The organism is Vibrio sp. SCSIO 43132, assembly GCF_019904195.1.
GTDB classification, from domain to species: Bacteria; Pseudomonadota; Gammaproteobacteria; order Enterobacterales; family Vibrionaceae; genus Vibrio; species Vibrio nigripulchritudo.
In genome coordinates this window covers 1998204-2022226 of sequence record NZ_CP063200.1, presented here as the reverse complement: position 1 = coordinate 2022226, position 24023 = coordinate 1998204, and the positions used below count along the sequence as shown (strand labels likewise).

The window sequence follows — 24023 nt, the reverse complement described above, 5'->3', positions numbered from 1 at the left end:
AAAGGAAATACTCATGTCCCGGTTCGCGCTTGGTGGTTGGTCTAATTTTCGTCAATTAAATCTGGAAGATAAGTCGGTCTTCAATTCGGCATTTGATGGATTTGTTGGTGTTCACTACGAACCCTTTGAAGTCCAGACTCAAGTCGTTGCTGGAGTGAATTATCGCTACCTGTGCAAAGCAAACCGGGTTAATGAACCTGCTCTGCATTTCTTTGCCTGGGTTTCCATTTTCACGCCTTTAGATGGTGGCGCCTACATCACCAATATTCAGCGGATTCAGGAACCTAATGTGGTTCAAAATCAGAAGGTGGATCAGTTTGAGCTGGTTAGCCTGACCGCGGTTCTAAACAATGGTGTGGCTGAATCTGCAGAGGATGTGCTCGGCTTTGAGCATCTGGTGAGAGAGGGAGACGAATGTTATCAGTACTATCAGGCGGAGCGCGGGTTAGGGTTAACACACGCCAATCAGGTTATGTGTCCAATGGGGCTGGGCGTGATTGACGGTTACAAGGTGAGTTACAAGCAAGCCATTGAGCTTTTCCATACCGGAGACTGGGGAGGAAAGTTCATTTACCTGACGCTTTCCAGAATCGTTTCACTCAATGTCAAAGAACCCGTCTGGACCTTCATTTCGGATCTTGGTACTCAGGTTCAGATTGGTGCCAACACGGGTGAAATTCATGAAGCGGTGCTGACTGAGTTGGTCTAAACGTGATTTGGGATGAAGCTGCGATACCTCCCTCTCTTATGTTTGGGGGAACGTAGGAAAGCGAGAGGTATCCATCCCTTATTTTATATCTCTACATGAGCATGTGAATCTCAGAAAACAGGCATTGCATTCAGCTCATCTGTAGAGATCTGAGCTTGCAAAATATTCGCTTGTTTTACCTGCTGGTTAAACGCATCCAATTGAGCCTCGGAGCTGTTATTAGTTAACAATGCCAGCATTACGTCAGCCTGATTCAGATAAAGGTCGCGCCAGGGCGATGGTTCACACTGCGATTTCAACTGCTGCTGGTAGTTGGCAAGCAGCGTACGATCTTTTAAATTCCAGGCAGTTCGAATGCCTTGCTGATAGAAACGAAGATGATTGTGCCCTGCACAAGGCTGGGCAAGCCACTGTTCTCCCGTATCCAGCGCCTCTCTTGCTTCTTGCCAGAATGGGCTGACCATGGCTTTGGTTCCGCATAGCCAGGGGCCAATAAAGGCCTGGAGGTTGTTTTCCTCGACCAGTTTCAAACCCTTGTCGATGAATGCTTTCGCTTCATCAGGTTTATTTTGATACCACTTGAGACGAGCCTTGGCTTCCATCAAACAGGCGATGAACCTGACGGCGTTGAATTCCTCGGCGATAGAAAGAGCCATGGTGATTTCGTTGTCTGCCTGCTCGAGTGCGTTGAAGTCGAGCAGGATCCATGCTGCGGTTAAACGTGACACAATTTCAGCTCTTCGGTTACCCGTTAGGTAGGCAAGCGTGGCTGATTGTTGAGATTGTTGAAGCGCCTGAGACGTTTCCAACTGATAAATCAGAGTAGATGCCAACATGTAGCGGTTTGATGCTTCTATCTCAAGAAACTGATTTTCCTCGCATATGCTCAGGCTTTGCCTGAAGTTGTTGTATGCGTTGGTCATGTTGCCACGTAAATATTCGCAATCGCCCAGACCGCTCAACGCTTTGGCTTTTGCTTTGTCGCAGTTGGCTTTCTGGCTGTACTCCAGCGCTTTCTGATGCTCTAGCTCGCAGGCTTCGATATTTCCTGTCGGGAACAGGATATTGCCTCTCATTGAGTGCACTTCCGAGAGCTGAGCATATTGCTTGGAAGGTTCCGAAATGTCTTGGGCGGTTTGCAATATTGAAAGCGCTTTATCAATCGCATCCACTACCTGATAAGGGTTGGCTAAATCTATGAAATACTGGCTGGATGCGGTGGAATCCGTGTTGTGATTCGCTGCCTGTTCTAGAAAATGGATGCATTCTTTCACTTTACCCATCGAGTAAAGGCAGTTTCCTTTCAGGTTTAGCGCATACGCAGTTTCGCTTTTGGGGACGATCTCTATCGCTTCTTCAATCAGTTCCAGTGCCTGCTCAAACTGGAAGCTGGCAAGGTATTCCTTGGCGCTTTTGATCAGAATAGTGAACGCGTCTTTACACTTGGCACGTTTTGAGTGCAGGGCGAACTGTTTTTTGTCTCGCTCTTCAAACCATTTGGCGCAGTGCTCATTCAGTAACTGTTTTTCACTCTCCGAAAGCTGTTTCTGAACTGCAGAGCAAATCAGGTCATGGTGGAACATAAACCCTTGATCGGAATGTTTGATCAGACCAACTTCAAGCAAGGTTTTTGGGTAGTAATTCTCGTCATTAAGGACGAACTGAAGCTGCTCCAGGCTGAAACACTGACCAAATACCGACGCAGCTTTAATGGCAGACAAGCTGTTGGAATCGAGCTTACACAGTTGCACCATAACAAGGTGTTCCATCGATTCAGGAACAGTATTCCCCAGCCGGGAACAAAGTAAAGACTGACGCAAAAACAGGGGATGCCCACTGGCGCGCTCAACGCATCTTTGGATAGCATCCTGGTTACCCGGTGCCATCCAGTTTGCCAACTGTATCGATTCATCCATATTAAGAGGGGATAATGCGATCGTCTGAGCGGTCTGGAACCAGTCTGGCGCATTGAGCAGATGATTTTCAGAGCGGAAGGTGAGCACAAGCATTACTGGGAATTTATGACTTTGTGCCGCTACGATCTGAACAATGGTCAGTAACAGCTCATTTGCCCAATGCAGATCTTCAATCGCGACGATGAGCTCTTTGGATTCTGCAGGTCTGTGAGTCAGCAGTGCGATGATGCTCTCTTCAATAGCGCGCTGGCGAGATACATGTTCCATAACATCGAGTAGTCTTTGCTCTGACTCGTGTAGCTTAAGCCCCATCAGCCAGTAGATAAACAAGTGATGAGAAGAGGCAATAGGGGAGAGGACGATTCTCTGGCGAATATCAGCATGATCGTCATTTTCACCAAACCCAAACAACGCGCGAATCAGTTTAACAGTCGGCAGAAGCGAATTCACAACCCCAAAGTTTAAAACCTGCAGACGAACAGGGGAACGGTGCTGTGCTTCTAGCATGTCGATAAACTTGTGCAACAAACGGGTTTTGCCTATCCCTGCCATACCTGTGAGGCAGACAGTGGTTCCTTTTCCGTGTTGGTAGAGGTCCGCGACCATAGTATTCAGTTGACTGAGTTCAGATTGCCGACCGACAAAGTAATCGGTCTGAACCTGACACATGGATACGATGCGCCAGTCTCGGTAATCTGGGTTTTCAGGCAGGAACACGTTTCTTGGTCTGGCGCAGTTTGAAGACACGAAACAAGGGCAGGCAACAATGTCTCCCCAGGTGACTTGGTTAAGCAACGTTTTTGTCGCTGATTCAATACTTTGATTATCAATCTGGTTTGTCGGCGATTCACTGGCTTCCACAAAGAGGCGGATCTGGTTCTTCAACGTGAATTGCAGCATGGCGCACAGCCGACGCATGCGTTCAAACACAAATTCATCACTGGAATTTGTCAGCCATCCAAACTCAAGAAAGTTGCCGTCTTTGTGGTAATAGTTGTAGGACTTATCGTTGAGCTCTTCAACACGCTCGCGTAAGTTCTCGTCGGAAATTTCGATAGCAAGCCTTAAAACCTGACGTTTGTATTCTGGGACAGTAGCCAGCTCTTTTTGCAAATCGGGGGCGGAGTTCTGAATGAGGCTTTCTACCGATACATCATAAAATTTAGCCAGTTCTTTCGCTGTTCTGTAAAGGATGCTGCTTCCTGATTCGGCACGCTTGATCGAAGACAAGGACACATACAGGCGTTCTTCTGCACATTGTTCCGCTAACTTCTCCTGGCTTAATCCTTTCTGCTTTCGAAGTTGTTTTAGCAAATCCCCGTTTAATGGCAGGCGACCATCTTTAGAACTCATTTTTAAAATCCATTTAGTTAATCGGAAGCGCAAGATGCTCAAAACTCTGTGCCCGAAAACACAAAGGTCTTACTGATAGAAAAGATAGTTATTGCTTTGAATTGCTTAAAAAATAACTAATAGCAAAAAATGAGAGACATTCAATTCATTGATACATTTATATGTTCTCATTATCACAATTTCTAATATTAAAATGAGCCAAGTAAAAAACAATGACGATTATGTTTCAGAGGGCTAAATGTGGAGGGCGTTTACTAGAAATAGGCGTAAGTTGACCTTTTAGTCAATTCTAACTGCATGAATAAAAAGTAATTATTGATTTATTTATAAATTACGGGGGTTCTTAGAAAAATGTAACGGAATTTGTTGCAGTGCGTATTCGGAATAAAGAAACCCTCGCCAGATTGACGAGGGTTGGAGTGAAGGTTCACTGATAAATCAGAAGATGAGGTGAGCAACACCTGCAATCACAGGAAGGGTGATCAGCGTACGCAGAATAAAGATGATGAACAGTTCTGCTAGGTTAACTGGGATACGGCTTCCTAGCAGTAGTGCGCCCACTTCAGACATGTAGATAAGCTGAGTAACCGACATGGCAGCGATAACAAAACGAGTCAGGTCACTTTCAATGGATGCCGCTAAAATTGCAGGAATGAACATGTCTGCAAAGCCAACAACGATGGTTTCAGAGGCTTTTGCCGCTTCCGGAATATTCAGAAGCTCAAGGAAAGGTACGAAAGGCTGACCAAGAATAGAGAATACCGGAGTGTATTCTGCAATAACCAAAGCAATCGTCCCTAACGCCATCACCACTGGTAGCACGCCGAATACCATGTCCACTGCGTTTTTCAGACCTTCAACACACACTTCTTTTGCTGATTTCACACGGCTTGCTTTTTCAACCGCCAGATTCATACCCCAAGACCAGCTGTTATAACCTTCAGGAATCGCATTTTCGTTGGCGTCTGGTGCAGTACCATCAATGTACTCGTCTTTTTTGTAACTCAGTGGTGGAAGGCGAGGAATGATGACCGCGGCAACTAAACCTGCCAGGCAGATAGCACCATAGAAAGGCAGGAACATGTGTTCAAGGTTTACCTGAGCCAGTACAACCAGACTGAAAGTGATCGATACAGCAGAGAAGGTGGTACCGACAACCGCCGCTTCACGTTGGGTGTAGAACTTTTTCTCGTATTGCTTGCTGGTCAACAGGATACCAACACTGCCATCACCTAACCATGAAGCCATACAGTCGATAGCACTACGACCCGGCAGGTTAAACAGAGGGCGCATGATTTTGCTTAAAAGCGTGCCGAATAGCTCCAGCAGACCAAAGTTAAGAAGCAGAGGAAGAAGCAAGCCAGCAAAAATGAAAACAGCAAACAGTGTTGGCAATAGTCCTTCCAATACCAGCCCACCAGTGTTTTCTTCCCAGATGGCTTTAGGACCCAGTTGGAAGAAAGTCATCAGTACAGCTATACCACCAATGGTACGAACGGCAAACCAAAGAGGAGAAGGATCAAACAGACCTGTTAGAAAAGTGTTATTCGCAACAAAAGCAGGCTTTGCGATTTTATTAATGATGGTTGCGACAGACATAAAGCCGATGACTGCAGTAACCAAAGGGACAACCATGTCGCCCAATAGATCTTTTAGTGCACCCGCTAAGATCGCAACAGGGATAGTGATATCACCCTGATAGCTGACTGGTGCCATGAATAGGAAAAGACCCAGTAAGGAAGGGATCAAAAATACCCAGAAATTCTTTTTGCTCTTGGAGGAGCTGACTGTGTTTACGTTATCCATCTTCTTATACTCTTGTTACCGCTAGTAAATAATTATTCACTAAACATTAGTATTCATTCATTGATGCGAAGAGTAACTACTTTTCATGGTTAACGCAATACTATTCAATGTTAATTACTAAATATTCAGTGATAACGGCGGCTAATAGTTTGATAGGTGGAGTATTGTAACAACTATGTTGCATTTAAGTAGCGAGATATACAGAAGTGATAACTGGATCAAGAAGTAAACAGAAATGCCACCTTATGGGAGGCGGCATTGTTCGCAGTCACTACGGCGTTTTCCGGTAAGAAGCCATGAGATGGTATAGCGGTGCTTGGCGAATCTTAGGTATGCCCAGTCTGCGACGACACGGATACCGGGCTTACGTAGCCAGTTGACCCAGGGTTTGCGTTCAACAGCATTCCACGCGGCCTGGGTCACATCCAGACCGAGTAACAGGTTTCCATTCCCGTCAATGGCATGAAGAATGCGATTCGCGCTTGCTACATCAATCTGAGGGTATTGCTCACTGAACTGAGGCTGATAGATATCGACGAGCTTCAGCTTCTGATGGGTATCGAAGTTTTTTAGCTGGTTCATCTCCGCTTTACACAGCGGGCAGGTGCCGTCATAAAAAATAGTGAGTGTCATTTCTTTCTCGTTAGCAGTGTCTTCAGACATTGTACGAGTAACCTTCCGCCAAGATCAAAAAAGCTCCGAAATTCGGAGCTTTGAATTCAGCGTTTATGATGAGGTTAGAAGCGGTTCGAAAAAACCAGCTCTACAGAACTGTTGTCGTAGCTGACCGCATCAAAATCTGTGCTGGTTGGCAGATTTGTTGAAGAAGCTAAGTAGTTCAGACCCATATCCCATGCACGATTTATCTGGTAGTTAACACCTAGTTTTGCCGTGCTGTGCTTATTGTTACCCCAAACCTGATAGCGGTATTCACCAGTCAGATCTAGGCTGTCGAATAAGGTGTATGTAGCGCGTACTGTCATCGCAGGCAGAATACGCAGGTATTCACGTTTTTCATGCTGACCTAACTCTTCAGCATTTGCGATTTCATAGCCGAAATGGTGTGCGTAGAAGCCCAAACCAAACTTCACATCGAAGTTATCTAAAGGTTCGTACCCTTTGTAAACATTACCGCCCAACATATAGTGGCGATATTCGCTCACCAGAGATTCACCCTTGTTGTACGTGGTATCTTGGTATTTGAACGTTTCTTTCGCTGTACCATTTACACGCAATTCCGTTGGGATGAACTCAAAGTCCAGCATGTCATTGTTTGAAAGCTCACGCGAGTATGTGATTCGCGTGTATGGTTGCAGCTTATCGACCTTTTTTGTGTCGCTGAAGTGGCTGTTTGCGATCAGGTCTTCCGTGAAGAAGTTCAGGTGAGACCCTAAGCCTACTTCGATTTTATTGTAAAGCGGCGTAGCAATGTGCTGGATCTTATCCTTGGCGGTACGCTCTTTGTTAAAGGCTTCTTCAGTAATGGTCACGTTAAGCGCCATGCCGTCTTCCGTCTGCTGCGCGTTCATGTAAACACCATCGGCAGCGTAAGGAGACACAAAATACTGATTCACCAGGAAAGAAATACCAGCACTGGCGGTTACATCACTCACGAAGTGGCGCTTACCATGTACACGGCTGTAAGCTACGTAAGACGCTGCAGCATAGGCTGGGATACCCCATTCTGCACCGTAGCGCATTTGCAAGAAATGTGCGCCTGAGAACCCAGCTGCCGCATGGCCAGAAGGGTAAGAGCGTGGGCTGGTTCCACTTGGTCGTTGGCGACCTACTACTTTTTTAGTGGTATCTACAATGATTTGAGAAGCCAGAACAGAATATGTCAGCTGTTTTGCGCCTTCCCAGTCGTCGTGCATCCATGCCGCCATATAGCCACTAAGCGGGATGAATAGTTGCAGCATATCGCCAGTTTCAACGGTTGAGTCTGAACGAATATCGGTGATTTCGGACGCTGCCATAGCCGGTGCGGCCGTACCCAGTGCGCCGATGATCATCGCGGCACAAGCACGTAACTTCATTGTGTTTCCTTTTAATTGAAATGATTCATTCTTGGAATCAATCTGTAATGCAGCGGCGTATTATACGTGCTGTTTATATAACTGAAAGTAAATATTCTAATTGGGATGAGAGCCTATTTAATGGGTTTCGTTAAACCGTCTGGCATCTCTATTCAGCAAGATTAAAAAACGCAGCACAAGGCTGCGTTATTAAACCCAAGCTTACGTTTTTACAGCTTCTCAACACCCATGTTGTGGAGTGTAAAGCTGTAGATATCCGCGTATTGCTCAATCACTTTACTGGTTGGAGTACCAGCGCCATGACCTGCGTTTGTTTCGATACGAATCAAGGCAGGGTTGGAACCCGATTGCTTGGCCTGAAGCTCAGCGGCAAACTTATAAGAATGCGCTGGTACAACCCGGTCATCGTGATCGCCTGTGGTCACCATGGTGGCAGGGTATTCGACACCTGGCTTCACGTTGTGAACCGGAGAGTAGGCTTTCAGGTACTCAAACATTTCTTTGCTCTGGTCGGCGGTACCGTAGTCGTATGCCCAGCCAGCACCTGCTGTGAAGGTGTGGTAGCGAAGCATATCAAGTACGCCAACCGCTGGAAGCGCCACCTGGAACAGTTCTGGTCGCTGAGTCATGACCGCGCCTACCAACAAGCCTCCATTCGAGCCACCGTTAACCGCCAGTTTCTCCGAAGAGGTATAGCCCTCATCAATCAGGTATTCTGCGGCAGCAATAAAATCGTCAAACACATTTTGCTTGTTAAGTTGTGTGCCTGCTTTATGCCACTCTTTTCCGTATTCACCACCACCGCGAATGTTGGCAACTGCATATACGCCACCCATTTCCAGCCATGCTGCACGAGTCGGGCTGAATCTCGGTGTCAGGCTTACATTAAAACCGCCGTAACCGTACAGAATAGTCGGCGCACTTCCGTCCATTGGTGTGCCTTTCTTGTAGGTCACAATCATTGGAACTTTGGTGCCGTCTTTTGATGAATAGAAAACCTGACGGGATTCGTACTCTTCAGACGCAAATGGCGACTTTGAACGATGATACAGCTGGCTTTCACCTGACTGAATGTCCATCTTGAACATGGAACTTGGTGTGCTGTAATTAGTAAAGGAAAAATACAACTCAGAGTCGTCTTTTTCTCCTGAGAAACCGCTCGCACTGCCAATTCCCGGCAAATTCACTTCACGAACCAGATCACCGTTCATTTTGTATTGCTGCACCATGGACACTGCATCGACCATGTAGCTGGCAAACAGGTAGCCGCCAGCGGTAGAAGCGCGCAGAACATGTTCTGTTTCCGGAATCAGATCTTGCCAGTTTTCAGGTTGTGGCGCGTTGGCATCCACCGTCACTACTCGTTTGTTTGGTGCATCCAAGTTGGTCACCAAAAAGAGTTTGCTGCCTTGGCTGTCGATAACATAAGTGTCCGATTTGGTTGTGTTCAAAACGGGTACCATAGGCTTCTCAGGATGAGCCAGATCTTTAATGAACAACTTGTTGCCAGAAGTGGATACAGCCGCAGAGATCATCAGGTAACGATCATCCTCTGTGGTGTAACCGTAAACATAGCGATGCTTCTCTGCTTCAGTACCGCCGAACAGAAGCTGGTCTTCGCTTTGCTTGGTATTCAATTTGTGGAAGTACAGTTTGTGCTGATCTGTCTTGGCAGACAACTCACTGCCTTCTGGCTTGTCATAACTTGAGTAGAAGAAGCCTTCATTCCCCAGCCATGAAATGCCACTGAATTTGACGTCTACCAGTGTTTCGCCCACTTGTTCTTTGGTTTCGGCATTTAGAACAACAACCTGTCGCCAGTCGCTGCCACCTTTGGAAATTTGATAAGCCACCAGAGAACCATCTTTGGAAAAACGAGCACCAGACATCGACGTAGTTCCGTCTTCACTGAACGTGTTCGGGTCAATAAACACTTCCGGTTCACCATCGTTCAACTGACGATACAAAACGTACTGGTTTTGTAATCCATCGTTTTTATAGAAGTAGGTGTATTTCCCTTTTTTGAAAGGGCGGCTGACTTTCTCATAATCCATCAGCTTGGTAAGGCGTTCTTCAATGCTCTGACGGTATGGAATGTGCGAGAGGTAATCGAACGTCAGTTGGTTCTGATCTTTCACCCACTGAGCGGTTTCATCGCTGCGGTCATCTTCTAACCAGCGATAAGGATCTTTCACCTGAGTGCCAAAATACTCGTCTACCACTTCAACCTGCTTGGTGACCGGGTATTTTAAAGCCATGTTTTCTATGTGCTGTGCGAATTGATTTGATGTGCTCTCCGAATTGTCGGAGGGAACGCTACAGCCGGAAAGTGCAACCGCAGTTGCCAGGAGTAACACTTTGCTTTTCATGAACTTCCTTGAAACGAGTGTTTGAGGGAAAGCGAAATGTACTACAAAATACACCCCGTACGACGTTTCAGTTTATAAGAGCCCAGATAATTTGTGACAAGGCTCGATGAATGGTACTGAGCAAAGCATAAAGTAACTTTCAAAAGCATCATCGTATATTGAAAATGATTTGATGTGATATGATTTAGCAAACGCATTTTTTACTTTCGAGGCATCATGAAAGAGCAAATTTCCCAACGGGAACAGCAATCCATCAAAATTGGTATCGCCGCCAATCTTGTCATGGCATTCAGTGGTTGGTGGACTTTTTACCTGTCTGGATCAGAGGCACTGCTTCTGGATGGCAACATGTCTTTTATCCTGTTTGTCTCATCCATGGTTGCGTTAAAAATTTCTAAGATAAAAAGTGTTCGCAGCGAAGTCTTTCCCTTCGGTTTGTATGTTACTGAGGCACTGTATTCCATGATGAAGGGGCTACTTCTGATAGGGGTGATCATTTCTGCGATTTCTGGCAATGGCACTAAGATCTTCACCTACTTGCAAGGTGGAAATATTGCGCCAATCAATACCGGACCGATCGTGTACTACGCCATTGCGATGGTTTGCATCTGCTGGGGACTGTCGCTGCTCTACCACGTGCAGAATAAGCGTATAGGGAATGCCAGTTCGATGTTGAAAGTAGACAAGAAAGCCTCGTTTATCGATGGTGTGCTTTCTGCTTCTACCGGATTGATTCTGATTGTTATCGGATACGTGCCTGCTGGAAGCAGTTGGGATTTCTTACTCTATATCGGTGATGCTCTGCTTGTGGTTATCTTGACTACTCTGATGATCAAGCAGCCGATTGGAATCATTAAGGAAGCCTTTATCGAGTTAGCTGGTGGAAAACTTCAAGATCAGATACAGCATGAAAAAATAGAAACGTCGGTCAATCAGCATTTGCAAGCCTGTGGGATCAGCGCAAAGAGTCTGAACATCAGCAAAACCGGCAGCAGTTACCTAGTGATAGTGGGGCTGGCGTTGGAAGAGCTTGCAGACAAACCTGCGGGTTCAGTTACCGATGCTCGCCACAATATGAAACAGGCTTTGGATAAAGACTTCAATTTTGTGGATGTTGAAATGGTACTGGTTTGAAAAAAGGGGAATCGAAAGCGATTCCCCTTTTCCTTTTATCCTAATGGATATAGAAAGCTTAGGGGTTTTAAATCACTCGACTGAATGCCACATCGCCAGACTGCAGAAGCAGCAGCCCAAATAAACCCAGAACAACACCACCTGCCAGCGTCATGTAATGAGGAGCCCGAGAGGAAGAATGATGATGGTGATGATCATGGTCATGGCTGTGGTCATGATCGTGCCCGTGATGGTGGCTGTGCTCATGATGATGCTTGTGCTTTCGGCTAAACAGATTGGTAGTGACTTTTTTACCACCCAGAGTCAACATGGCGATGGTGGAGGTTGTTAAACAGGTTCCCGCCGCCATCAACAGCGCACTCAATACGCCTACCCAATAAACCCCAACCATGTTGGCAAACAACAGGATCATGATGGCACCCGTGCAGGGTCTGAGACCAATAGTCAAAATCAGACCGACAACTTCTTTCCAGTCATTGGCAAATTTAGGCTCATGACCATGACAGCATTGTGAGGGGTTTCTTATCTTCCGAATTGATCGAACGATCATCACCAGACCAAACAATAATACACAGAAATAGCTGACCATCATGACGGATTCCGCCTTGGAGTGAATGTCGCGCATGGACGCTTTGTAAACCCAAAGGAGAATCGAGACCAAACCTATGGCGACCAGAGCCTGAACAAAAGAAGAAACGATGGTGATGATTAGGCTGGTCTTCACCTGAGTTGGTTTTGCGACCAGATAAGTGGAAACCACCACTTTGCCGTGACCAGGTCCCAGAGAGTGCAGAATACCGTAGATGAAACTGATTATACTGAAGCTTAACAATGCCCCCTGATGCTCTTCCTGAATGTCATAAAGAAGGTCACTTAACTGACCATTAAAGTCTCGTTGTAGCTGAATGCTTTTAAGTAATAGCGTTGGCCAGCTTTGCCACAACTGATAACCCAACGCCAGAAAAAGGAATGCAAACGCCCATTTGAGATAAGGCTTTGAAAAAAAGTCTGGCATGGTTACCCCTTACAAGTGATGTAGGCGTGTTGGGTGAAAAGTTGACCTAAGGTGTTATCGGGGTCGGCATCTTGCGGCAGTGAAAGGGCATAAGCCATTTGTTCTGCTGTTGGTGTAGGTTCCACCACATCAAAGCTGCACTGTTCTCGAAGTGATGTGCTGAGTTCTATAGCGCTGTTGGCTTTCCAGCTCATGTCCACGTAATAGCTGGGTTCGAAAATCATCAGCTTTAAATTCTTACCGTTTGCGTCTTTGTCTTTGGTTAACGGAAGTTCGAAGTGAAGAGTGAGTTTGCCCCGGTGAAAAGTCAGCTTTGCGTCCATAACCTGTTTATAACGGATGGGCTCATCGCCTTCGAAAAAGTAAGTGAAGTAGTGCTCATAGAGCATGTTGTCGATAACAGACAGCGCAAGTTGCTTAAGTGTGGCTTCCCGAACTTCTTCCGACATGTCTTCACCGTCTAGCATGTAGGCGGAAGTCATGGCATCAAACGTCCATTCCATTGAGAAACCGGAAATATCAGAACCTTCTCCAAGAACACGAGTTTTCATATCGACCCACGAGTGTGGATGCGCGAAGGAGAGCGAAGCAGGCAGGAGTAAAATGAGAATGCGACATAGCTGAGTCAGCGTTTGTCGCATTGGATGCATCAATTTCATTAGAATTGGTTTTATATTAAATTTCTGCCAAGACTAAGGGAATTGATACAAAATGACAATCAGAAAATTGTTACATTATAACAGGGTTAAACTAACTCTTTCTTCACGCTAACTTCTGGAAAAAGCGTGAGTCGTTCGCCATTGTTGAGATGAGTGGTGCATGCCACTCGCAGGAGAGAAGCAAAGTTCCTTATCTCTCCACGCTTTTCAAGCACTTCCTTGTAGATCTGGGTAACAAAAGCACCGATGGAAAGCTCAGATTTTTTGGCAATGTCTTCAATGATCTGCCAGAAAATGGCTTCTAGTCGAATGCTGGTTACTACACCGTCAATGCGGATAGAGCGGGTTTTTAGTTCAAAAAGTTCTTCTTCCGCACCGGAATAAATTTCACACATAATTGTCTCCCAAATGTGAGATTTAGGTTTTGTACCCAAGTAGCCTCAATATATTGGTTTAGAGAAGTCTCTCGGGTAATTAGCCTGATGAATCGACCGTTTTGCGTCCTGCAAATTACCAACTCATCATTTTCTGTCGTTGTGTGATCGATAATAAAGCAAAAACAGCCAGAAGAAACCCTGGCTGTTACATTGAAATGTTAAGTGAACCGAGAAATTGCTTATAGAAGCTTTAATAACTGGGCTAACCATGCAGGGTGTGCAGGCCAGGCAGGTGCGGTAACCAGTTTGCCGTCTGTGTACGCCTGGTCCATTGCGATGTCCTGATACTGACCGCCAGCCGCGTTCACTTCAGGCGCACATGCTGGGTAAGCCGATACGGCTTTACCTTCAATAACGTTCGCTGCTGTCAACAGTTGTGCACCGTGGCAAATTGCTGCAATAGGCTTGTCCTGCTGGTGAAACTCCTGAATCAGTTTCAATACATCCTGATTTAGCCTTAAGTATTCTGGAGCGCGACCGCCCGGAATCACTAGAGCATCGTAGTCAGAGGCTTTTGCATCTGCAAAAGAGGCATTAAGTGCGAAGTTGTGGCCAGGTTTCTCTGTGTATGTCTGATCGCCTTCGAAATCGTGGATAGCGGTTTTGATAGTGTCGCCAGCGTTTTTGTCTGGGCAAACCGCATCAACCTGATGACCGACCATTTGCAGTGCCTGAAATGGCACCATGATTTCGTAATCCTCAACGAAATCGCCTGCAAGAAGTAGAATTTTAGCCATTGTATTTTCCTCTCAATATAGCTTGGATACTTCGCCATTCCATTGCCTCACCCAAGCTGAGTTTTAGCTTCACGAATGACGATGTCTCCGGTTTTCCTTGTCGGGCATAGAATTGCCGAACTCCAGGCTGTACGGGTAACAGTGGAATACTACAGCCGAGATATGACTCACAGAGTGATGGAAATGATGCAATTTTGTTAAATCAGATGAGAATTATATTTTTCGAGAAAAGCTAGTCTTCGCTGGGCTCATAATGGACGGTGACCTGATCTTTCCCTTTATGCTTGGAGGTATACAGTGCGCGGTCTGCGTGGCGAACCATAGTATTGAAATTGGATTTCGTCTGACCGAAGTAGCCACCAATGCTGACGGTGACAGGAAGTGACAGGTCGCTATGCGGTGTGGCTTTGATCTGATGGCGAATTTCTTCGGCCAGTTGCTCCAGTTCTTCTGGAGAACAAGAAGGGTGGAAAACCATAAACTCTTCACCGCCCCAGCGGCAAACCGACGATATTCTGGGTATTACCGAACTGATTCGCTTAACAATGGAGATCAGAACGTCGTCTCCAACCAGATGTCCGTATGTGTCATTGACAGGTTTGAAGCTGTCGATGTCCAGAATCAGCAGCCCAACGTCAGATTTACTGTTAACGTAGCTCGGATACACGTTGTCGAGTTCGTCAAAGAATCCCCTTCGGTTCTGGATCTTGGTCAGTGGGTCGATACGCATCAGTCTTTGGTTACGACGGAAAGCGACGTAAAGGAAGTAGGCACTGAAGCTCAATACCATACCGATGAGTAGCAGCATCCAAACCGTCATTGAATGTTTGATGCCCTTGTCTCGCAATTGCTCGCGGCTGACAAAATGCACCAAATCCAGTTCATTAGGCACCACAGAACGCCAAAGGTAGAATCCGTCTTTGTCCTCTACCCAGTTCATCCCATCCGAAGGGGCAGGGAAGTTGATGGTTTCGTTTACCTCAAATTCCGTTAGCGAGGAAACGATTTTCTTGTTTTCATCCACAAGAAATGACTGACCAACAGAGTTACTGACTTGCAGAAGATCCAGCAAACTGTCGATGCCAATATCGATGGCGACGACACCAAAGAACTCATCATGGATCCAGACTGGATCGGTAATGGTGACCATCAACCCTTGTCCACCACTATCTTCATACAGGTCTGATACAAACTGCCGACCGTAAGGGTTCACTTTTGGCTGAGCCTGAACCCAGAATGGACGTCTGTAGTCTGCTTCACTGAGCTGAAACTCTCGAACTGGCAGCTCAGGAGAAAGGAACAGATATTTGTTCGCGGAAATGTAATACGACCATACCGCAACACCGAGCTCTCTGACCAAAGTACTGATTTGCTCATTCAGCGACAACGCGGCTGTCATTTCGTAACGCTGCTTTTTGTTGTTAGGGTTAAACGGCTCCATCATGGTTAAGGTGCCTTTTAGCTTTGATGCTTTCTCTGGATGATCAAAAGCGGACAGCGCGTAAATATCGTATTCGGGGAAGTACTCTATCGCATTGATCCACTGTGGAAGATTGATCTTCCCTTCTTCCGCAAAATGATACGAGTGGATCATGGTATTTTTAAGCCCGGTGTTATGGGCTGAGATGAGTTTGAAATACTGCTCGAACAGTCCCGCACGAACATTGACTGTGTTGATGGAACTGCGACGGATTTCATCCAGCTCAGATTCGTAATACACATAGCCGACAATCGCCAACAAGGCTGAAAAAAGAGTAGGAATGTACAAACTTCTCTTCATTAAGTGTGTTCCACTGTCGGTTAAATATTTGGTTCTTTTAGGGTTACGGGAGTTCGGGTTATCAGTTCGTTTCTGCGACAATATTACTTCTAAATCTAGCTGATATAACTGCGGTTAACCATTACATCGTCAAATAACTTGGATTCAGCTTGTCAAATGTGGGAGGCGGATCAGTAGAACTAACCAATAACGGTTTGATTCCGACCTGCTTCTTTGGCTTCGTAAAGGGCAATATCCGCTTTTTTCATCATTTCATCGACCTTAATGTCGGCAGAACTGACAGTTAATCCGATACTTACCGTTACTGTGAGTGATTTAGAACCGTGCTTGCTTTTTGCAATGGCGAGGTGAATTTTCTCAGCCACCCAATGTGCCCTGTCCAGAGTCGTATCCTGAAGGAGAATGACGAATTCCTCGCCACCCCAACGACACGCCACAGAAGACTGACTGGCCACCCTCCGAATGTCGGCGGCTATAGAGCGGATCACTTCATCACCCACATTGTGCCCAAAGCTGTCGTTAATCTTTTTAAAGTGATCGATATCGATCACCAGCAAACCACACTTTTGCTGGTTTCTTAAAGACTGTTGGAAAATAGGCTGAATGAAAGAGTAGAAACCGCGTCGGTTATACAGACCTGTTAACGGGTCAACCAGCATCAATCGCCTGTTTTTCTTAGCAGAAACGTAGGTAAAGAACGAAAGAATACTCAGCACACACCCTATCATCAGAAGTGACCATACAGTGGATGACGCTTTCATGGCTTCAAGCAGCAAGGTTGTCTTCTTCAGGCGATGCACCAAGAACAGTTCTTTGTTTATGGTTGGCGTGCAATAGAACCAACCTTCATCCGACTCTTTCCAGTTTTCTCCAGTATCTGATACCAGGATAGGCAGCTTATCGCCCAGCGCGAAAGGGCTAAGGCTGGCGGTTAATTGCATGTTTTCATCAATCAGGTAGGACTCACCGGGTGCTGCGCCAACTTTCAGTAGGGAAGTCATCAGATCGAGACCAATATCTATTGCCACAATGCCTAAGAACTCATCTCCACGATAAACCGCATCGGAAATGGTGATCATTAAACCCTGCCCAGCGGCATCATCATAAAGTTCTGTCACTACCTGTTTTCTGTCTGGGTTCTTTTCAGGCAGAAGCTCGGTCCAGAAAGGCTTTTCATAAAGAATGTCACTGAACTGGAAAGTTTCGACAGGCAGCTTAGGGGAAAGAAACAAAAACCGGTTTTTCGACAGGTAATATGCCCAAACGGTCATTTTAAGATCATCAATGACTGTTCCCGCCTGCTCATTAATTGAGAGCACAGCAGCAATCTCTTCTGAGATAGGATCATTTGCCGACTGTAACGGCACATCCATGGTTAACGTGCCTTTTAACCAATCCCCCAATTCTGGCTGATCGAAAGCCGACAGAGCGTAGGTGTTGAACTCAGGGTAGTAAGTGATTTCTTTAATCAAATCGGCACGCGCTTTTAAAATAGACTTTTGCTGCACATCCAACTCGATAGAGTTTTTCATCGCGGTGTTTTTGGCAGACATCAGGCGCACATACAGGCGAAGCAGATTCGAACGAACCTCAAGCGTTGATAAAGTTGTCTGGCGAATTTTTTCGGCTTGATAATGGAAGTGGGAAAGACCAAGCGCCAAAAACACCATGATTAACACGATGGGATAAAGGGTAAGTTTTGACATCAGAGTTTCTTATTATTTTTCCCTTGGAGTTAACGTTGATTAGCAGTCAAAATCTAAGTGGAACAAGCGCGATCCGACAGAACCAAAACAGTTCTCTAAAATATTGATTAATGATACCTAACCAAAGCATTATGCAAGTTTGATTTTTAACTGATAGTTTTGACATTTCCTCTTAAGGTTGAGCCGTTTAAATAATAAAGCAGATATCGTATAGATATTGTTCGATGAAATAAAAGTGCTATTGGTGGGTTTTTTTGATGGTGTTTTTGGATTTTTTTACTGCATTTGAGGGTTTATTTGGCTCTTGATATTTTTGGTACTTGTTGAATATCTATCTAGTATGTATGCGCGAAATTTCACTTGTCTATATGTGCTTCATACCTGAGACGAAATTGATGTGCATTTCATAAAAAGAGGAAATCATTCTCACAATTTATTACTGTTTTTACAGGTTTCATATTTTCGTAATATCCAAGAAAACCTTTCCAGTTCCTGTTAGGTTCGATTTTAAATCACCTTTGATCAAAGTGAAGAGTTTCCCTAGACACGAGGCTCAACCATCTTGGTGTTAAAACAGTGTGAATTGGTCCCCCATTAGGTTTTCCCCCGCCCCTTTTTGGGAGCGGGGTTTGTTTTAATGATCCAGATACAAATAGTTCTGCCAGCTCTTCATTCTGATAAGGACTTTTCGCATCACAGACACATGAGTAAAGCTGTCTGAATACACCGCGATTTCTGCATTGCTGCCCATTGGCAGATGGTAGCTTGATAAATCGTCAGTAATTTTCAGTTTCACCAGAGCACGCCCGTTGCTGCGGATGGCACTGGAAGAAAGCAGCGCACCCGACGCCTGAACCTGTCCTTCTCCAATCGCTGGGATCACTTCAACAACTTCACCTTTAAATACTCTTCCCGGTAAGGCTTTAAAGAGAAACTCGGCTTCAAATCCTGGCTCTAAGCGTTGTAGGGAGTTTTGACGAAATGCCCCGACAAAGTATTCTTCTTCGGTATGCACAAACGTCATTACCGGACGAAGGGGCAACGGCACTGCCATCATACCTGGACGCAATGCCAGTTGAGTCACGTAGCCATCAGTCGGGGCTCGTACTATGGTTTCATCCAGATTGAACTGAGCCTGAGCGACTTCAGCTTTCATTCTGGCAATCAAGGTGTTCTCGCCATTGATTTCGGATTCATAAGCCAGTTGTGCTTGTTTGGCTTTAGCCAGAGAAGCATGATAGCTGGCTTGCGCCCCTTTAAATGCCTGACGTCTGGTATCAAGCTGTTGCTCGGTAAATGCGCCTTTTTTAAAGCCTTTATCGTACCTCTGGAATTCTCTCTCCGCTTTGTCTTTGTCTGCGAGCGCTTTTATGGATGCAGCTTGCGCTTCTTTATACGCAGATTCGAGTTGCAGCACGGTCTGCTCTGCTTCAGCTAACGCCGACTGCTTTCTTATTAACTCGGCTTCGAAAAGAGTTGGGTCAATCTTGAACAGCGGGTCACCCTTTTTCAGGGGGGTATTTGCTTTTGCAGAAACTTCAACCACTTTGCCCTGAACGCTTGGCACTATAGGTGTTGTAGAGTAGTACTGACCACCAAACTGGGTGAATGGGTGGTTGTAGTTCATCAGCAATATCAGCGTACCAATCAGGACAACGCCACCAAGAACTGCAGTAGGAACCGTCCATTTGTTTAGCGGGATTTTGAATATTTTAAAGATGGCGATACACAGCGCGGCGTACGTCATAATCAGCAGTAAATCCATTATTCGTCTCCCTGCTTGATTTCATTATTCGGATGTTGGGTGGGTTGCGTGACAGTGTCTCTGGATTTTAACTTTGCCACTTCTTTTTCCAGCGCACTGACTTGATCAATAAGCACATCCATACGGTGGTGCATGTCATGCTGCTCTTCTTCCAGTTTATGGAAACCCCAGCCCCTTTCTTTGCGCCACAGCGTTGCCCAGATCCATAGGAAAGGCCAGATAGCATGCAGGGTAAACAGGCTTACCCAGCCGGAAACATGAATGGCGTCCTGATGAGGGTGGTCTCTTTCTTTAGCGATTTCATAGGGAATATCGTGAATGACAATAATGCCGTAGAAGAGCACGAGAGCGACAAATACCAGCAGCCCCAGTGCAAAGTAATCAAGAAACATAAAACGCTTCCTCTTAATTTCTGTAGAAAATTCAGACCTTAATATATCGCTTGATTCATATGGAAACCAATATTTATCCGAGCTGCATCATGAGAGTTGCGCACCAATTGGTGATAGCGGAATGAGTATGAGATTATTTTCCCTTCAATTTATATAAGGAAATCGAGTGGGATACATAGGAGAAGCGGCGGCGTTACTCGCGGCATTAGTTTGGGCGGTTGCTACCTGGATATACGGGCGTTTTAGCCACCAGTTTTCTGCCTTGCAATTAAACATCGTGAAAGGCGTTATTGCTTCTGCAATGATGCTGGTTGTGTTGCCTTTGCTGCCAATGCCAGCAGAAGCCTGGCAGATGGACAGTCATCACTTTCTCATTCTGGCGATCTCCGGAGTGATCGGTATTGCGACAGGGGATAGCGCCTACTTTGCCGCTCTAAAGCGAATCGGAGCCAATAAAACCCTGCTGCTGGAATCCTTAGCACCTCCGCTGTCTGGTGTTCTTGCTTTGGTTGCTCTAGGTTCACAACTGAGCTTTCAGAGTTGGTTAGGCGTGGTCATTACGACTGCTGCGGTCACGTTTGTGGTGTTTAAACCGTCAGGCACTGACCAAAAAGCTTCTGTATCGGGTATCGGTTTTGGCTTGCTGGCAAGTGTGTGTCAGGCAAGTGGTGTGGTGATTTCTCATTACGCTTTGGTGGCTGGAGACATTCCGCCACTGCTGGGCGCGTTGATTCGGCTGAGTATCGGGGTGATAGCAGTAGCCGCTGTGATTCGCCTGCTTGAGCCTGCGCCATTCAAATCCATTAAAAGCAACTGGGGAAGCATGGATCGCAAAGCCCACCTTACATTGCTGCTTGCGATATTAGTGGGGACGTTTCTCGCGCTCTGGTTACAGCAAATTGCGTTGAAAAATGCCAACCCGGCGATTGCACAGACCCTAATTGCGACCAGCCCGTTGTTCATATTATTCATCTATGCGTGGAACGGAGAGAAAGTGTCGTCCAGCAGTGTGATTGGTACTCTGGCTGCTGTCGGTGGGATCTCGCTCTTCTTTCTATAAACACAACGATTTTTCCGATCAAAAAAGCCATCCGGCAGGATGGCTTTGCGTAAAGAATTTTATATCTACACTTCGTAACAGACTTGATTTCGACCTTTGGCTTTCGCCCGGTACAACGCTTTGTCTGCTCGGTAGAAAGTACGTTGAGTGTTTTCCCCTTCACGGTGATTGGTCACACCGATACTGACGGTTAACCCACGCTCTCCGAGGATTTCACGCCAGCCAAACTGGAAGATTCGTTCGCGGTAGTGTTCTGCGTGCAGAACAGCCTGCTCAACATTGGTATTTTCCAGAATCACCAGAAACTCTTCACCACCAAATCGCACGCAGGATGCGCCGCGGAATCTAAAGTGCGCCGCCAGTTCGTGCGACACATTAACGATTGCCTTATCACCAACCAGATGACTGAGTTCATCATTGATGGATTTGAAATGGTCAATGTCGATAACCAACAGAGTAAAAGGCGTTTCGTGTAACAGAAGATCTTTGAGCTTCACATCCAGCCAGCGACGGTTGTGCAGGCTGGTTAGTGGGTCGGTGAACACATCTTGCTGCAACTGAGCCACTTTGTCTTTCTGGGTTTCGGTGGTTTCCTTAAGCTCTTTATTTTCTTGTTCAGACAAGATCAGCTTGAGTTGAAGTTCGAAGCGGGACAGGCGACGAAGCTGGAAGCCAGCCAAGTCACTGATAGGGATATTCTTCACCAAATCCGTGCCAATTCGGAAGGCTTTTTTCTCGAACGCCAACGCCTGTTTAAAGTCTTTCTGAGAGGCAAAGACATCGCTCAGAGACTCATACAGACTTTTTAGAAGCACGGGCGAGTTATTGAGCTTGATTCGCTTTACCGCCGAATTAAGGGTATATTCGGCCAAATCGGTTCTGCCAACCGCATTTAAGCTACGTGCCAGTTCCAGCCGCATCATGTTAGAAAGCCAGAACGCGCTCACATTGTTGAGCGAGTAACGTGCTTTTGCCAGTACTTGCAACGCTTCCTGATACAGCTTTTGCTTGCGCAGAATGCGCGCCTGATAAAGGATGATTTGGCCTGCCAGAACTTTGTCTGAAACCAGAATACTGAGTTCTTCGCATTCTTTAAGCTGTTCGTTGGCATTGGCAATTCGACCAAGAGAAATCAGACAAGACACCATGTACAGCTTACAACGCAGACGCAAAGAACGACTGCTGATGGCGTGGTCGATACCGCTGATTTTCTGATAATACTTGAGCGCGCGAGCGTGATCGCCATAGGCATCACACAAGTTGCCCATACCAAGTACCGCCATCACGTAGTAGTCGATGTAGCCGTATTCCACTGAAATGTTGGACAGCTCAACGCACTCTTTTAGTGACAGTGCGTAATCGCCGTTTTCGTAAAGACGGTCTGCGAGTGTTGATTTGATGGTCAGAATGTCTTCAACATCTTTAGGAAGCGAAAGCAATGCAACCGCTTCACGTAATTCGTCCAGGCTGGATTTAGGTTGGTTCAATTTAGCGCGATATTCTGAACTGATAAGGTAGCAGTGCGAACGCTCAAGATTTGTGGTCGCAATGTGCTGGCGAACGTGATCCCAGAAGATGATCGCATCTTCGCCAGTAACAGAAGCCGGATCCAACCCAGCTTCAGAGACTTTACTTAGTAACGCTTCCATCAGCTTGCTCCGTTTGGGTTGATTTTTCGACCAGTTGATCGAGTGTGAATGGGAACGTCAAAATATCGTGTAACGACGTTTTCGGTGCTTTGCCTTTCAAGCCTCGACGACTCCACGGATACATGGAAATCATTTGGCTGACCACATCATAAAGTTTGCTTGCCTCGTCACCTTTTTCTGAAATCAGCATACCTACGCGGCTTTCATCCAGTTGAGAAATTAAGTCGCTGCGACCACACAAACAGTGGGCGAGCTCTATACAAATCTCCAGATAGTTGCTGTCTTCATGCTCAATCATGATGACCGCATGGTTCGATTTCATGAGTTCTGACTTGAACAGAACCATCTGCTCCCACCAATAGGTTTCAGACACCACATTGGAGTAGCGTTTTTCGCGGTTGAATTCGATCTGACCACGAATACGATTAATCAGTTTTCTTGCGCGCTGTTCGAGCTGTCGTTTTGATCCTCTGGCCTTGTCCATACCCAGACGGTTGGTCTGCTCTTTAAGCATCTGTATGGAGTAGCGACGGTATTTCTTAAACGATTGAAGTGCTTTTTCGAAGTTTTGACTTTCTTCTGCCACGACCGATTGCTGAAAGCAAATTTGTGAAAGAAGTTCACCGTTATCGAACGGTTTGGCGGCATCTTCCGCTTGTTGAAGAAGCTCACCTGCGGTACTGAAATCTTTGCGGATAAGCTCTAAGCGGGCGCGGCTAATAAAAGAGTGCGCTTTCATCCAGGTCAGATCGTGTTTGATCGCCAGATGATGGGCTTCCATGGTGGAGGTTTCAGCATCATCCAGACGTTCGAGCCCGATCAGTGCCAAACCCCGAAAATCGCAAATTTCTGCGCGCCAGGTTGGGTCCTGATGATATTTCAACGCTTCTTCTGCGCCATCAAGCACAGAGAGCATTTCTACGTAGTTGTTAAGTAGGTAGTAATCCCAGGCAAGTAAGATACGAGCTTTGCCTTCCAACCAGTCAATTCGGGCATTGTTTGCAACTTTTACGGCAAGTTCGTGTGTAGACCTTGCCAAATGAATGTCTTCAGTGATTCTCCATACGTTACCCAAACCAATCAGAGACTCAATTTCAATCGTGGATTCACCAACCAGAGCGGACTGCTCCAGCGCGTTGATCCAGTATTGTTGAGCGGAATAGTATTTGGCTTGCCCCCAGAACTGGAGTGCGTGAATATGAAGAATTTCAGGAAGATAGTTGTCATTGTCGAGTCTGTTTTGACCTGCGAGCGCTTCCTTAATGGCTTTCATGCCTTTCTGGTAGCTCATCAAACACCAATGACAACGGGAGATGACGATGTAGGCTTGGATAACGCCTTCGTGATACAAAATCTGTTCTGCACGAGCTAAACATTGCTTCGCCTGAAGCAATACCCCTTCGGGTTCACTTTCAATTCGAGCACGTAGTTGCTCTAGCTCATTCTCAATTAATATCTGGGCTTTATCCAATGTTTAGTCCAAGCAGTTACGTATCTTAA

At 46.0% G+C, this 24023-nt stretch carries 18 protein-coding genes; 3 read left to right on the top strand and 15 right to left on the bottom strand.

Annotation, left to right across the window (positions count from 1 at the left end; all coding sequences use genetic code 11):
- Positions 1-13: 13 nt before the first annotated feature.
- Positions 14-709 (top strand): hypothetical protein, encoded by a 696-nt coding sequence (locus tag INR79_RS27310; RefSeq protein ID WP_004406783.1) that lies wholly within the window; start codon positions 14-16, stop codon positions 707-709.
- A 110-nt stretch (positions 710-819) separates the two neighbouring features.
- Here INR79_RS27310 and INR79_RS27305 read toward each other — a convergent pair whose 3' ends face one another.
- The 5 genes from INR79_RS27305 to INR79_RS27285 all read right to left on the bottom strand — a co-directional run bounded on the left by INR79_RS27305 (position 820) and on the right by INR79_RS27285 (position 10189).
- Positions 820-3978, bottom strand: a complete 3159-nt coding sequence (locus INR79_RS27305; RefSeq protein WP_223098084.1) for an AAA family ATPase — start codon at positions 3976-3978, stop codon at positions 820-822.
- A gap of 438 nt (positions 3979-4416) precedes the next feature.
- Positions 4417-5784 carry a YjiH family protein gene (locus INR79_RS27300; protein ID WP_045963534.1) on the bottom strand — a complete coding sequence of 456 codons (1368 nt, stop codon included), beginning with the start codon at positions 5782-5784 and terminating at the stop codon, positions 4417-4419.
- Between the two features lie 243 nt (positions 5785-6027).
- The gene (locus tag INR79_RS27295) at positions 6028-6447 is read right to left on the bottom strand and encodes a thiol-disulfide oxidoreductase DCC family protein (RefSeq protein WP_410482908.1); all 420 of its coding nucleotides are present in this window, start codon (positions 6445-6447) and stop codon (positions 6028-6030) included.
- A gap of 74 nt (positions 6448-6521) precedes the next feature.
- Positions 6522-7820 (bottom strand): phosphatase PAP2 family protein, encoded by a 1299-nt coding sequence (locus INR79_RS27290; RefSeq protein ID WP_223098082.1) that lies wholly within the window; start codon positions 7818-7820, stop codon positions 6522-6524.
- Positions 7821-8029: 209 nt separating this feature from the next.
- Positions 8030-10189 carry a prolyl oligopeptidase family serine peptidase gene (locus INR79_RS27285; RefSeq protein WP_223098080.1) on the bottom strand — a complete coding sequence of 720 codons (2160 nt, stop codon included), beginning with the start codon at positions 10187-10189 and terminating at the stop codon, positions 8030-8032.
- Between the two features lie 216 nt (positions 10190-10405).
- On the opposite strand from INR79_RS27285, the gene INR79_RS27280 reads away from it, so the two are divergent.
- The gene (locus INR79_RS27280) at positions 10406-11323 is read left to right on the top strand and encodes a cation transporter (RefSeq protein ID WP_223098078.1); all 918 of its coding nucleotides are present in this window, start codon (positions 10406-10408) and stop codon (positions 11321-11323) included.
- A gap of 67 nt (positions 11324-11390) precedes the next feature.
- Here INR79_RS27280 and INR79_RS27275 read toward each other — a convergent pair whose 3' ends face one another.
- From INR79_RS27275 to INR79_RS27240, 8 genes are all read right to left on the bottom strand, one after another.
- On the bottom strand, positions 11391-12338 hold the full coding sequence (locus tag INR79_RS27275; protein WP_223098076.1) for a nickel/cobalt transporter: 948 nt from the start codon (positions 12336-12338) through the stop codon (positions 11391-11393).
- Positions 12339-12340: 2 nt separating this feature from the next.
- Positions 12341-12979, bottom strand: a complete 639-nt coding sequence (locus INR79_RS27270) for a DUF1007 family protein (RefSeq protein WP_022561907.1) — start codon at positions 12977-12979, stop codon at positions 12341-12343.
- Positions 12980-13083: 104 nt separating this feature from the next.
- Entirely contained in the window at positions 13084-13392 is a 309-nt protein-coding gene (locus tag INR79_RS27265; RefSeq protein ID WP_004407624.1) for a ribbon-helix-helix domain-containing protein, read from the bottom strand.
- A gap of 221 nt (positions 13393-13613) precedes the next feature.
- Positions 13614-14171, bottom strand: coding sequence for a DJ-1/PfpI family protein (locus tag INR79_RS27260; RefSeq protein ID WP_022598031.1), 558 nt, complete (start codon positions 14169-14171; stop codon positions 13614-13616).
- Positions 14172-14403: 232 nt separating this feature from the next.
- Entirely contained in the window at positions 14404-15951 is a 1548-nt protein-coding gene (locus INR79_RS27255) for a sensor domain-containing diguanylate cyclase (protein ID WP_223098074.1), read from the bottom strand.
- Positions 15952-16130: 179 nt separating this feature from the next.
- Positions 16131-17657: a sensor domain-containing diguanylate cyclase gene (locus INR79_RS27250; RefSeq protein ID WP_223098067.1), complete on the bottom strand. Its 1527-nt coding sequence runs from the start codon at positions 17655-17657 to the stop codon at positions 16131-16133.
- A gap of 634 nt (positions 17658-18291) precedes the next feature.
- Complete coding sequence (locus INR79_RS27245) at positions 18292-19422, bottom strand: HlyD family secretion protein (RefSeq protein ID WP_223098064.1); 1131 nt, start codon at positions 19420-19422, stop codon at positions 18292-18294.
- On the bottom strand, positions 19422-19814 hold the full coding sequence (locus INR79_RS27240) for a DUF3302 domain-containing protein (protein ID WP_223098061.1): 393 nt from the start codon (positions 19812-19814) through the stop codon (positions 19422-19424). The genes INR79_RS27245 and INR79_RS27240 overlap by 1 nt, the downstream gene beginning before the upstream one ends.
- A gap of 166 nt (positions 19815-19980) precedes the next feature.
- Here INR79_RS27240 and INR79_RS27235 point away from each other — a divergent pair, with 166 nt between their 5' ends.
- Entirely contained in the window at positions 19981-20874 is an 894-nt protein-coding gene (locus INR79_RS27235) for a DMT family transporter (protein ID WP_223098053.1), read from the top strand.
- A 65-nt stretch (positions 20875-20939) separates the two neighbouring features.
- Here INR79_RS27235 and INR79_RS27230 read toward each other — a convergent pair whose 3' ends face one another.
- Both INR79_RS27230 and INR79_RS27225 read right to left on the bottom strand, forming a co-directional pair.
- Entirely contained in the window at positions 20940-22523 is a 1584-nt protein-coding gene (locus INR79_RS27230; protein WP_004407639.1) for a sensor domain-containing diguanylate cyclase, read from the bottom strand.
- Entirely contained in the window at positions 22504-23994 is a 1491-nt protein-coding gene (locus tag INR79_RS27225) for a hypothetical protein (RefSeq protein WP_223098050.1), read from the bottom strand. Before INR79_RS27225 ends, INR79_RS27230 begins: the two co-directional genes overlap by 20 nt.
- Positions 23995-24023: the final 29 nt, after the last annotated feature.